Consider the following 12803-nt stretch of genomic DNA (forward strand, 5'->3'; position numbering starts at 1 on the left):
CACTAATTATATCGCATGCATCGCTCCATAGCGAACGCTTCGCTTACGAGAGCATGCAAAAAACACCGTACGTCCGTACGGTGTCAATGCGTCGCTTGTTCAAAATATTCCGGATGCTCCGTCACGAGTTGTCGGGCATCGAATTGCAGGATGTCTTCTTTCCGTAGCCGCGACAAAATACCCGACACCGTCTCCCGTGATGTCCCGGACAGGCGTGACAGTTCGACCGTCGTGAACGGGCAGCGGATACGGACGCTGTCTGCCTCGCGCTCCCCTAAGTCTTCAATCAAGTAGTGAATCGTGTTGAGCACGCGATCCGTCGCGCTTGGCGTAATAATCTCTTGGAGACGCCGTTCATGTAAATCGAGAATCCGGTTCATCTGCCCGACGATATTCAACAGCATCGTCGCACTTCGTTTGACGAGCTGTTCGAATCGGTCCGCCGGCATATAAATGACCGTGATATCAGTAAGTGCCTCCGCGGAGTGGCGGTAGAACGTCGTGGAAAACATCCCGCTGTACGGGAACAACTGCTTCGGCTTCAAGTAGTCCGCGTATTGATACATCGCCGTCTCATGGAGGCGCTCAAGCTTGACGTAACCGTCCATGAGAAAGTAGACGCGCTCCCGCGGGTCGCCTTCCATAAACAAAATCTGTCCTTTTCGATATGTCCGTTGATAGACGTGCGGCAAAAGCGCCTCGAGTTCTCGACTCCCACACTGCTTGAACACGTCGATTTGTCTCAAGTCCTCAACCGTCCATTGCTGCGACATGTCGCATCCCTCACTTTCCACAATCGAATCGTTCCCCCTTCAATATACTAAATCGCTTTATGTAAACGCTTTCAAAACCCGACAGTTTTCTGACAAGACAAAGAGGGGACAGCCCCCTCTTCAGTCCAACATCAGTTCCATGATCGCGTCTTGGAGATTCCGCTCGAGTTCGAGCGCATGCAAATCGAACAGCCACGCCTCGAGGCGCGTTTTTGCTGCCGACATCTGATACAACCGGTCTTTCAAATCATAGGAAATCTCGGCCCGGTCGAGGAAACGGTACAACCGATCGAGGCGGTGGTCGTTACTCGTCAAGTCGACCGGGAGTTCGACGGTCATGTCGCGGTCAACTTCTCCGAGCTCGAGACGGAGCGTCTGTGTCTCCTGCTTGTACGCACCTTCGGCTTTGACGCCACGAACGAGGAGCGTCATCGTACGCCCTTCCGGCAAGACCGTCGCATCTCCAGACAGACGAATGTCGAGGCGGCGGGCTTCCCAGTCGAGTGTGAACGTCGTCTCAGCATACGCGCCGGTCTCATAAGAACGGTCCGTCCCATTGTCCTCATAAAGCGTGAACGTGTTCGAGGCCCCCGGGAAGATGAGCACTTCTAATTCGTCCGGGTTGTCCGTGTCGTTCCGCCCAGAATGGTGCGGGGCCATCGGGATGATGGCTCCCGCCTTCGCGAACACGGCCTGTTCGTCTATTCCCCGGAACACACGGACCGACTTGTCACCCGCATAACGATGTCCGGTGAAGAAGTCGAACCAATCGCCTTTCGGTAACCAGACGTTCGAGGCGGCGACGTGTAGCGCCTTGTTCATCGGCTCGACAATCGGCGCGACAATCAGTTCACTGCCGAAATAATATTCGTTCGGCACGTCATACGCCGCGTCCTCATCCGGATGTTCATAATACATCGGCAAGATGAGCGGGGTCGCCTCCATATGGTTACGCCAGTTCATCGTATATAAGTACGGGATGAGCTGGTGACGTAGGCGCAGGAACGACTGCATCGAGCGTTCGGCCTCTAATCCAAAACGCCACGGTTCTTTGCCGTTGAAGATGCTGAACGTCGAATGAAGGCGCATGATGGGACTGAACACCCCGAACGCGACCCAACGCGCGGCGAGTTCGTCGTCTTTCGCCCCGCGATAATGGCCACCGATGTCATGGCTCCACCAACCATAGCCGATGTTCGAGGCCGTCGCGGTGAAATACGGTTGGAATGCGAGCGACGCCCATGAGATGAGCGTGTCTCCGGAAAAACCGATTGGATAACGATGGCTTCCCGGCCCTGCGTACCGTGAGAAGATGAGCGGACGGTTCCCGTCTCGGGCGATATCGACGGCGTGGTAATGGTTTAGCATCCAGAGCGGGTCGAGTCCTTCCATCTTCGAGGTCGAGCCTTGTTGCCAATCGATCCACCAAAAGTCGACCCCGTCGGCTTCATGCGGGTGATGCATCTGTTCGAAATACGCTTGGATGAACCGTTTATTTGAAAAGTCGAACGGGATTCGATCACCGGTCGCCGGGTCGACCCCCATCGCCTCGGCCATCGATTCGTATTGGTCCTCGAAGGCGCGCACCCCATCAGCCGGATGGAGGTTCAACGTGACGAGGAGATGTTCCTCTTTCAACCATTTCAAGAAACCTTTCGGGTCCGGGAACAAGTTTCGGTTCCACGAGTATCCGGTCCAACCGCTCCCGTACTCCTCCGGTATGTCGGTGACGTGCCAGTCCATGTCGATGACGCTGACCGAAAATGGGATGTCCTCCGTCTTGAAGCGACGCATGAGCGCCTTGTATTCCGTCTCGTCGTAGCGCCAATATCGGCTCCACCAGTTCCCTAGCGCTTTTCTCGGCAGCAACGGGGTCGGACCGGTCAGCTGATAAAAATCTCGGAGCGCACGCCGATACTCGTGACCGTAACCGAAATAATACAAGTCATGGACGTCTTTACGGCGTGGCTCGACGAAGCGGTCGTCCGTCATGATGAATGATGTCGAATCGTCAATAACGGCGTAGCCTTGTTTTGAGACGATCCCTTCATCGAGTTCGACCGCGCCGTCGACATGGTCGAGCGTCCGGGCCGTCCCTTTGAGCGTCCGTTTTGGCCCGTTGAACGTGTAGCGACTGTAATACGTACTGAAGTTCCCTTTCACATCGACATAGAGTGTGTTTGGTGCGAACGGGCCTTTCGTATAGTACAAGTGGACGTGGTCGGTGATGATTTGCAGTTCGTGCTCGTCTTCGATGACCCGAAAATCTGGGACGTCGAAGTCGCGATTCCAGACGACTTGGGTCGGTCGGTCCTCAAAAACACCATCTGCCGCGTACTCCATACGAATCAATTGGCTCGTGAGCACGGTGAAGCGATAACAGCTTCCCTGCACGACGGCTCGTTCATCCGCTTTCGGTTTCATCTGCTTCGAATAGACGTGATCCTGTTCAAATAAGCGCATAGGTTCGAGCGTTGCCGCTCTTCGTCACTCCCTCTCTGTTTGTGCAAACGTTTACACCAAAAATGATACCAATGTCAGTTTCGACATACAATCTTCCTTCCCGATGTCTCTGTTTCGAAAACGACAGGATGTGGGTGCACAAAAAACCGTGACCCGGGTCGGCCACGGTTAATCGATTATTGTTTTAGCGTCGCCGCCATGCGAACACGCGTCCCGATTCGGCCTCGCACCGCCTCATTGACCTGATCGAGCGATGTGATGACGGCAAGGCGCCCTTCCCCCGTCTCCGCGAATTGGAGGGCGGCGCGAACTTTTGGCAACATGCTACCGGGCGCGAACTGCCCTTCCGCGATATACGTCTCGAGTTGTTGTTTCGTCGTCTCTTCGAGCGCCGTTTGGTCCGGCGTCCCAAAATGGACATAGACGTGATCCACCGCTGTCAAGATGAGGAGCATGTCGGCCTCGACGAGCTCGGCCAATTTTGCGGCGGCAAAGTCTTTATCGATGACGGCCTCGACACCGACATAACCGTCCGGTGTATCGATGACCGGAATGCCGCCCCCGCCAGAGGCGATGACGACGTGTCCGTTGTCGATGAGGTCACGAATGACGGCATGTTCGCAAATCGCAATCGGGAACGGGCTCGGGACGACACGACGATAACCGCGGCCAGCGTCCTCTTTAAACAGGAAGCCAGTCTCTCGCTCGAGTCGAATCGCTTCTTGCTCCGAATAAAACGGACCGATCGGCTTCGTCGGGTGACTGAAGGCGCTATCGTTCGGATCGACTTCGGCCCGTGTGACGAGTGGCGCGACCGACCGTTCGAGTCCATGTTTCCGGAGCGCTTTCGTCAGCGCGTTCTCAAACCAATACCCAATCATCCCTTGTGTCATCGCGCCACAGACGTCTAAGGGCATCGCCGGTGTCGCCTCGCTATCGGAAGCTGCTTGTTGCAACATCAAATTTCCGACTTGGGGCCCGTTGCCGTGCGTGATGATGACCTCGATTCCTTCTGCAATTAGACCCGCCAACGCGTCGGCGGTCGTCTCGACCGCGCGCATTTGGGCGTTCGCGGTCGCATCCTTCCCTTGTTGGATTGCATTGCCACCGAGCGCGATGACGACGCGTCGTTTCTTCATGTCCATTCCCCCGATCAAAAGACTGTGATGTTGCCTGAGACGATGCGGACGATCGCTAAAATGGCGAGGACGGTCAACATACCGGCGACAGTCCATTCTGTCTTCGTCAACGACTTGATCCCGTTCTCACGTTGCGCTTTCACGTAGAGCAACGTCCCTGGTGCGTAGAGGAGCGTCGTCAATAACAAGTAATCGACGCCTGCCGCATAGATGAGCCAAATCCCATAGATGGAAGCGACCGCCCCAATGACGAGATCGCGCGTCCGACGTTCACCGGCGTTGTAGCCGATGCCATTTTTTGCGACTTTCACTTGATAGAAGGCCGAGAACGCGTATGGAATCAAGATGGCGCTCGATGCGAGCGAGAAGGCGAAGTTATACGCTGCGTCCGAGAATAGAAACGTGAACAGGAACAGTTGAATTAAACCATTCGTGAGCCAAAGTGCGTTCGCCGGAGCGTTGTTTTTATTCTCTTTCGTGAACCAACGCGGGAAGACACCGTCTTTCCCTGCCACGTACGGAATCTCTGCCGCAAGGAGCGTCCAACCGAGCCACGCCCCGAGCACCGAGATGACGAGCCCACCGTTGATGAGCATCGCCCCCCAAGGACCGACTGCCGACTCGAGCAAGTACGCCATCGCCGGTTGCGTGGCGTTCGCCACGTTCTCTGGATTCAACAAACCGAGCGACATAATCGAGATGAGCAAGTAAATGATGAGCGTCCCGAGTAGACCGATGACAGTCGCCTTCCCGACGTCCGAGCGCTTCCGGGCCCGTCCTGACAAGACGACTGCCCCTTCGACACCGATAAAGACCCAGAGCGTGACGAGCATCGTCGAGACGACTTGATCGCGGATGCTACTCCATGAGAAGCCGCCCTGTCCCCAGAAGTCGAACGTGAAGTTGTCGAGATTGAAGAAGAATAACGTGATGGTGATGAAGGCAAAAATCGGAACGAGTTTCGCGATGGTCGTGATGATGTTGATCATCGACGCCTCGTGAATCCCACGCAAAATGAGGGAGTGGACGAGCCATAGCATGATGGACGCACCGATGATGGAGGCGATGTTTTGACCGCCTTCGAAGATTGGAAAGAAATAGCCGATCGAACTGAACAATAGTGTCGCGTACGCGACGTTTCCGAGCCAGGCGGAGAGCCAGTAGCCCCAAGCCGAGTTGAATCCGACGAACTGTCCGAAGCCAGCCCGCGCATAACTATACACCCCGCCGTCGAGGTCCGGTCGCCGCATCGTTAAGTTTTGGAAACTTAATCCGAGTGTGATGATCCCGATGCCGGTGATGACCCAGCCGATGAGAATCGCACCCGCGTTCGCACCTTGGGCCAAGTCGGCCGCCAAGTTGAACGCCCCGCCCCCGATCATCGAACCGACGACGAGTGCCGTCAGGGCCCCGAGCCCCAACCGTTTGTCTTTAGGACTAGGATTTGCGCCAGCTGAACCGCTTGAGTCATGATCTAATTTCGTAGACATTTAACTCATCCCTTTCGCTTCATTAAAGGGGACAAATCCCCCCCCTCTCCTCAACGTTCGAGCCATTCCGCTGTATCGACAAGCGTCGCCGCCATGACTGCTTTAATCGTGTGCATCCGATTCTCGGCCTCGTCAAACACGAACGAATGACGGCTCCGGAATACTTCATCGGTCACTTCCATCTCGGCCAAGCCGTACTCTTCATAAATGGCCCGGCCCACCTCTGTCTCTAAATCGTGGAACGCCGGGAGGCAGTGGAGGAACATGACATCTGCGTTCCCTGTCTTCTCGAGCATCTCCATGTTCACTTGATACGGTCGGAGCAGTTGAATCCGCTCTGCGAACTCGGCCTCTTCACCCATCGATACCCAGACGTCCGTATAGATGACGTCCGCGTTCGCGACCGCCTCGTCGACGCTTTCTGTGAGGGTGATGAGCGCGCCCGTCTCTTGTGCGACCGAGCGGGCGTAATCGACGACCTCGTCTGACGGCCAGAGTGATTTCGGGGCACAAATCCGGATATCCATTCCGACTTTTGCACCGCCGATCAACAACGTGTTACCCATGTTATTGCGCCCGTCCCCGACGTAAACGAACCGAATGCCGGCAAGGTCGCCTTTTTGCTCTTTCACCGTCAAGAAATCGGCTAAAATTTGCGTCGGGTGATACAAATCGGTCAACCCGTTCCAGACCGGGACGCCCGCGTCACGTGCGAGTCCTTCGACCGTCGCATGCGCGAAGCCTCGGAACTGGATGCCATCGAACATGCGACCGAGCACGATGGCCGTATCACGAACGGATTCTTTCTTACCAAACTGAATGTCCGACTTTCCGAGATATTCCGGATGCATGCCGAGGTCGACGGCTGCGACCGTGAATGCACACCGTGTCCGCGTCGACGGCTTTTCAAACAAGAGAGCCACATTCTTCCCTTCACAGACGCGATGTGGGATGCCTTGTTTCTTTTGTCGCTTGAACGCGGCCGACAAATCAATCAAGTAGTTCAGTTCGTCCGGAGAAAACGCATTGAGTGATAAAAAATGACGGCCTACCAAATCAACATTGTACGTTGTGGACATGTTCAGGTTCCTCCTCGTCAAATATCTTCACGAATAATCGGGCAACTCATGCAACGTGGGCCCCCACGGCCGCGTGACAACTCGCTTGACATGATTTCGATGACTTCGACACCTTCCGAACGCAAGAGCTCGTTCGAGACATAGTTTCGGTCGTACGTGACGACGACCCCTGGTGCGATGGCGAGCGTGTTCGATCCGTCGTTCCACTGCTCCCGTGCCGCCGCGATCGGATCGCCGCCGCCACACGGGATGAGAACGATGTCATCGAGATTGAGTGCGGCTTTTAGCACTTGTAACAAATCGCTATGTTGCGTGATATGAAGTTCTCCGTCTTGATTCAGTGACAGCTCGAAGATGTTCATCTTTCCTTCCGGTCCTTGGATGAACGGATGAATCGTGAACTTGTCGTGGTCGACCATCGTGAAGACGGTATCGAGGTGCATGAAGGCTCGCGATTTGGGGATTTCGATGGCAATCACTTTTTTAAACGTCCCGCCATGCTTGAGCAGATTAAGGGCGACCCGCTCGATGCCTTGCGCTGTCGTCCGCTCGGAAATCCCGATGGCGACGACTTCTTTAGACAAGACGAGTTCGTCCCCGCCTTCCATCGCGAACCGGTAGTCACGGTCTGACCAAATCGGGACGTCATGTTTGGCGAATCGTGGATGGTACTTCATGATATATTGCGTGAATAACGATTCGCGCCGCCGCGCCGGCTCTTTCATACGGTTGATTGATAAGCCATTGCCGATGGCCGCTGCCGGGTCGCGGGTGAAGTATAGGTTCGGCATCGGATCCAGGTAGAACGGATACGTGTCTTCAATCATCTCATGCAAGTGACGTCGTTTCTCCGGCTTGATTTCCGACTTGCGAATCCCAGCCATGACCGTCTCGATTAACTGTTCATTGTCATAGGCGAGCAAATATTCTTTCAACGTCTCATACGATCCGTTGATGTTCGACTTTGACTCGGACAAGATGTCGGCGACGAACCGTTCCCTTACGCCCGGAAGCGATAACGTCTCGGCCATCAATTTTTCTAAATACAGCACTTCGACGCCACGGTTTTGCAGGGCGCTCGCAAAGTAGTCATGTTCTTTTTGGATGACCGGCAAATGTGGGATGTCATCGAAGAGGAGTCGTTCTAAATATTCGGGGGTCAAATTTTCAAGTTCACGGCCCGGACGTTTCAGCAGCACCGTCCTGAGTTCACCGATTTCTGAATACACGTGGATTGGATGTTTGAGCGTAGTATCCCGTGAGGTCTGTTGATCCATCATCGTTATCATCTCGCTTCCTCCTAGTGTTTCGGGTGTGTTGCTACCCTTACATTATCAACTTACCCAATATCGCGACGGGTAAGTCCGACGGTGGGACCGTGGCGAATTCCACATCGAGATGAATGAACGATCGATAAAACTGAATGAAAAAAACAATTGTGAATCATTACACAAGTATACACAATCACTTACCTCTGTATAATCGCTGTATACATTGTGAAATAAATTCATTATTTTTTTTGTGTTCCTTTCCTGTATGATAGGGACGTACCTGAATCTACTACGGAAAAGGAAGTGAGTCGATGGCAATCGAACGTACAGAACATGCGCGTCACCAAGCTCAAGTGACCGCGCTCATTCAAAAGGGGGACCCGGTCGATTTCCGCGACTTGTTCCTTACCCTTCACCCTGGTGAACAGGCGGATTTATTTATCGAGCTCGAGCAGCCTGAGCGCCAGTTCGTCTATCGAGCACTCACACCGGAAGCGTTCACGGATTTATTTGAGAAGTTGGAACTCGAAGACCAGGAGCAATTCATCCAAGAGATGCCGCGGCCTTATGCGGTCCGTGTCTTGAACGACATGTTCTCGGACAATGCGGCTGACTTGATGAACGAATTGCCTGACGACTTTATGAACGAGTTGTTCGAACAGATGGACGAGACCGAGGCCACAGAAGTCAAAGACTTGATGCGCTATCCGGACGACACGGCCGGAGCCGTCATGACGACGGAGTTCGTCGTCTTAAAGGCAGATAAGACCGTCGGCGAAACACTCGAAGAGCTACGTGACCTCGGACCGGACGCCGAAACGATTTATTATTTGTACGTGATCGATGCATCCGGTCGCCTCGTCGGTGTCGTCTCGCTCCGCGATTTGATCGTGTCACGGCTCGATGCTCGGATCGCCGATATTATGGGACGACGTGTCGTCTCTGCGAACGTGCTCACCGACCAAGAAGACTTGGCCCGGACCGTGCAAAAGTACGACTTGCTTGCCCTTCCCGTCGTCGACGATGAAGAGAAACTACTCGGAATCATCACGGTCGATGATGTCATGGACGTGATCGAGCGCGAGACGACCGAAGACTTTGAAGAACTATCTGCGACGAAAGGTTCATCTGACATCAACATGGGACCGGTCGAGGCGGCCAAAAAACGCGCGCCTTGGATTATCAGCCTGATGTTCCTTGGTATGATCACCGCCTCGACGATTGGCGGATTTGAAGAAACGCTTGAGACAATCGTGCTCCTCGCCGTCTTCATGCCACTCGTCATGGGCTCAGCTGGAAACGCCGCGACCCAATCACTCGTCGTCGCCGTCCGCTCGATTGCACTCGGCACGATCAATCGAAAGAACGTCATGAAGATGGTGCGACGCGAGTTCGGGACCGGGGTCATCCTCGGGGTCGTCTGCATGATTGTCATCTTCGGTGTCATCACGTTCCTATATGACAACGCCTTAATTGGTATCATTGTCGGGATTTCCATTTTCGCGGCACTGAGCGTGGCGACGATTGTCGGGACGCTCATCCCACTTCTCATTAATCGATTAAAACTTGACCCGGCTGTCGCTTCGGGGCCGTTCATCACGACGCTGATGGACAATCTTGGGTTAATCATTTACTTCACCGTCGCTACATCCATGCTTCAATTTCTTTAAGCCATGTGTCCTCGTACACATGGCTTTTTTTGTTACGTTTTGTTTACAGACGAGAAAACGGGAAATGATTACCTACTTTTAATGGGTATTACATGAAGATACTTATAAATAAGAAGAAACCGAAGGAGGTCTCTCGTATGACCATTCAGCAAGTCGCTTACATATTGATTACTGGTGCCATCTTTATGGGACTCGTGGCGTACGTGTCGTATCGCATGACGCGTGGCAAAGTCGACAGCGCCGATGACTATTTCCTTGCGGGTCGTGGGTTGACCAGCCTGTTCATCGCCGGTTCGTTATTACTGACAAATCTTTCCGCCGAACAATTAATCGGTTTGAACGGTCAGTCGTTCGCCGGCAATATGTCCGCCATGGCGTGGGAAGTCACAGCCGGGATCGCCGCCATTATTATGGCGCTCTTTTTACTACCGCGCTTCCTCGGAATCGGCATTTCGACCATCCCTGAATTTTTGAGCCAACGGTATGACGAGGACGTCCGCCGTCTGACGGTTCTTTTGTTCTTGTTCGGTTATATGTGCGTCACCATTCCGTCAATGCTCTATTCCGGCGGCCTTGCCGTCTTACAGCTATTCGATGTGCCGGAACTACTCGGCGTCAGTTTCGAACAGGCGCTCTGGATGGTCATCTGGTTCATCGGGATTATCGGAGCCATCTACGCAATCTTCGGCGGACTACGTGCCGTGGCTGTATCGGATACGTTGAACGGGATTGGACTCATCATCATCGGATTCCTCGTCCCGACACTCGGTTTCATCGCACTCGGCGATGGCAATCTTGTCGATGGAATGAAGACAATCGCGACGTCGAATCCGGAAAAATTGAATGCTATCGGTTCGAGTAACGACTCGGTTCCGTTCTTGTCTATCTTTACCGGCATGATCTTCGCCAACTTGTTTTATTGGGCGCTTAATCAATACGTCATTCAACGTGCGCTCGGCGCCAAGAACTTGGCCGAGGGACAAAAAGGGGTCTTGTTCACCGGTTACTTGAAATTGCTCGTTCCGATTTTCATGTTACTTCCAGGGATTATCGCGTTTCACTTGTACGGTTCAAACGTCGACAAGGCCGACCTCGCCTATCCGAGTTTGATTGCCGACTTGTTACCGATGTGGCTGATGGGCTTCTTCCTTGCTGTCTTGCTCGGGGCCGTGTTCAGTTCGTTTAACTCCTTGTTAAACAGTATCGCCACGTTGTTCGTGCTCGATATTTATAAACCGAAGTTTAAACCAAACGCATCAGACAAAGATTTGATTCGCGTCAGTAAATGGTTTGGGACGTTCGTCGCCCTCATCTCGTTCTTCGTCGCCCCGAACTTGATGTATGCACCAGACGGGCTTTGGGACTTGATTCGTCGCTTCACCGGCTTCTTCAACATCCCGATTCTCGTCATTGTCTTGATTGGGATGCTCGTGAAGCGTGTCCCGCCGATTGCCGCGAAAATTGTTATCGTGTTCCATGTCATCACGTACTATTTTTTTGTCTGGGGGACCGAGCAGTGGTTTGGCTTTGACCTTGGGATTAACTTTATTCATATTTATGGCATCTTGTTCGTCATCGAGACATCGATTATGCTCCTGTTCGCGAAAGTTCGTCCGATGACGACGGCGAATCCGATTCGCATCGAACTCGGTCGTGTCAAGCCGTGGCGTCACGCCATCTCGACGTCAATTCTTCTTGTCGCATCGATGATTTTTGTCTACTTCGTCTTCTCACCGATTGGACTCGCCTACGCGGACGGAATCGTCTCAGGCTGGTTCTTCCCGGCAACGCTTGGGTTGTTCACCGTGACGGCCGGGCTCGTCTTTGTCTCGTATCGCTACTGGCTCCCGCGCTATGAAGCGTATTTGAACAACCTTGGGACGAGTGAAGAGACTGAAGAAGAAGCAAGCGGTAGTTAACAACAACCTCACCGATCCATTAACGGATCGGTGAGGTTGTTTTGTTTCATACGGCGTTTTCGTTCATACATGGCTTGGTCCGCCTCATCGTATAAGGCGACGAAATCGGTATGGTCCTCTGTAAAAGAAGAACCAATCGCAGCCGATATACCCGCTTCTTTAAATGCGAAATGAATCGCCGTAACAAGTTCCGACAACTCCTGGTCCGAACCGGTCATCAATACGACGAACTCGTCTCCACCGAGCCGGTACACTTTTGGACTTTTTCGTGTCAACACGTGTGCCGCTCGTTGGAGCAACATATCGCCAGCGGAGTGCCCGTACGTATCATTCACCTGCTTTAAATCGTTTAAATCGATTACAATGACGCCGCATGTGGAAGCAATCGGTAAGCGATCGACGGTCTCTTCGAACGCCCGTCGATTCCACACACCGGTTAGACTATCATGCCGACTCTCATACACAAGCGCTTCTCGTTCCGTGACGGCCGCCTCGACATTCCGGATGACACCTTGCACAGCGACGAGTTCCTCGCCTTCATAGATTGGTGTCGCATACTCCTCAAACCATAAATAACGGCCATCATTCGTTTGCCACCGCTGCAAAATCGGTTCTTCATAGTTAACCTGCCCTGTCACTTTCTGGACAAGTAGCTCATAATCATCTGGATGAATGCGATGAAAACAGTCATTCGGGTCGTCATAGTTTTTCGCAACCGTCCCTTCTCCTAGATAGTCATCAAGTGACGGACTGATATAACGAAACCGAAAGACCGGTTTTACGTCAAAGACGTAAATGACATCTTTCATTTGGTCGGTGAATCGGGTCATCGGTTCATCCGCCTGATTCACTTGACGACGGATTTTATAGACAATGAATGCTACACTTAACCCGATAAGGATCCCTAAAATAAACTCGACCACGACGTACACCCCTGTCTTAAAAAATCTTCATCTATCGTATCATGGAGCACGCCTATGCCTCTTGCGTCCTCCGTTA

Annotated in this window: 9 protein-coding genes; 2 read left to right on the top strand and 7 right to left on the bottom strand. The window is 53.1% G+C overall.

Going from position 1 to position 12803, the window contains the following annotated elements:
- Positions 1-83: 83 nt before the first annotated feature.
- The 6 genes from KNP76_RS07440 to arcA all read right to left on the bottom strand — a co-directional run bounded on the left by KNP76_RS07440 (position 84) and on the right by arcA (position 8224).
- Positions 84-773, bottom strand: coding sequence for a Crp/Fnr family transcriptional regulator (locus KNP76_RS07440; protein ID WP_034817495.1), 690 nt, complete (start codon positions 771-773; stop codon positions 84-86).
- Positions 774-893: 120 nt separating this feature from the next.
- The gene (locus KNP76_RS07445; protein ID WP_214843858.1) at positions 894-3236 is read right to left on the bottom strand and encodes a glycoside hydrolase family 31 protein; all 2343 of its coding nucleotides are present in this window, start codon (positions 3234-3236) and stop codon (positions 894-896) included.
- A gap of 176 nt (positions 3237-3412) precedes the next feature.
- Positions 3413-4375: a carbamate kinase gene (gene arcC, locus KNP76_RS07450; protein WP_211780367.1), complete on the bottom strand. Its 963-nt coding sequence runs from the start codon at positions 4373-4375 to the stop codon at positions 3413-3415.
- Between the two features lie 14 nt (positions 4376-4389).
- Positions 4390-5865, bottom strand: a complete 1476-nt coding sequence (gene arcD / locus KNP76_RS07455) for an arginine-ornithine antiporter (RefSeq protein ID WP_214843860.1) — start codon at positions 5863-5865, stop codon at positions 4390-4392.
- A gap of 50 nt (positions 5866-5915) precedes the next feature.
- A complete protein-coding gene (argF, locus tag KNP76_RS07460) occupies positions 5916-6944 on the bottom strand; it encodes an ornithine carbamoyltransferase (protein WP_034817486.1) in 1029 nt (342 codons plus the stop codon).
- Positions 6945-6961: 17 nt separating this feature from the next.
- Positions 6962-8224 carry an arginine deiminase gene (gene arcA / locus KNP76_RS07465; RefSeq protein ID WP_081852706.1) on the bottom strand — a complete coding sequence of 421 codons (1263 nt, stop codon included), beginning with the start codon at positions 8222-8224 and terminating at the stop codon, positions 6962-6964.
- Between the two features lie 302 nt (positions 8225-8526).
- On the opposite strand from arcA, the gene mgtE reads away from it, so the two are divergent.
- On the top strand, positions 8527-9885 hold the full coding sequence (mgtE, locus tag KNP76_RS07470) for a magnesium transporter (protein ID WP_034817485.1): 1359 nt from the start codon (positions 8527-8529) through the stop codon (positions 9883-9885).
- 137 nt (positions 9886-10022) lie between these two features.
- The gene (locus tag KNP76_RS07475; protein ID WP_214843862.1) at positions 10023-11804 is read left to right on the top strand and encodes a solute:sodium symporter family transporter; all 1782 of its coding nucleotides are present in this window, start codon (positions 10023-10025) and stop codon (positions 11802-11804) included.
- Between the two features lie 8 nt (positions 11805-11812).
- Here KNP76_RS07475 and KNP76_RS07480 read toward each other — a convergent pair whose 3' ends face one another.
- A complete protein-coding gene (locus tag KNP76_RS07480) occupies positions 11813-12727 on the bottom strand; it encodes a GGDEF domain-containing protein (protein ID WP_214843864.1) in 915 nt (304 codons plus the stop codon).
- Between the last annotated feature and the right edge of the window lie 76 nt (positions 12728-12803).

This window comes from Exiguobacterium sp. s150, assembly GCF_018618435.1.
Taxonomy (GTDB): Bacteria; Bacillota; Bacilli; order Exiguobacteriales; family Exiguobacteriaceae; genus Exiguobacterium; species Exiguobacterium alkaliphilum.

Excerpts from the sequence above, each read along its gene's own strand:
- KNP76_RS07440 (WP_034817495.1), bottom strand. The coding sequence starts at position 773 with ATGTCGCAGCAATGGACGGTTGAGGACTTGAGACAAATCGACGTGTTC.
- KNP76_RS07445 (WP_214843858.1), bottom strand. The coding sequence starts at position 3,236 with ATGCGCTTATTTGAACAGGATCACGTCTATTCGAAGCAGATGAAACCG.
- arcC (WP_211780367.1), bottom strand. The coding sequence starts at position 4,375 with ATGAAGAAACGACGCGTCGTCATCGCGCTCGGTGGCAATGCAATCCAA.
- arcD (WP_214843860.1), bottom strand. The coding sequence starts at position 5,865 with ATGTCTACGAAATTAGATCATGACTCAAGCGGTTCAGCTGGCGCAAAT.
- argF (WP_034817486.1), bottom strand. The coding sequence starts at position 6,944 with ATGTCCACAACGTACAATGTTGATTTGGTAGGCCGTCATTTTTTATCA.
- arcA (WP_081852706.1), bottom strand. The coding sequence starts at position 8,224 with ATGATGGATCAACAGACCTCACGGGATACTACGCTCAAACATCCAATC.
- mgtE (WP_034817485.1), top strand. The coding sequence starts at position 8,527 with ATGGCAATCGAACGTACAGAACATGCGCGTCACCAAGCTCAAGTGACC.
- KNP76_RS07475 (WP_214843862.1), top strand. The coding sequence starts at position 10,023 with ATGACCATTCAGCAAGTCGCTTACATATTGATTACTGGTGCCATCTTT.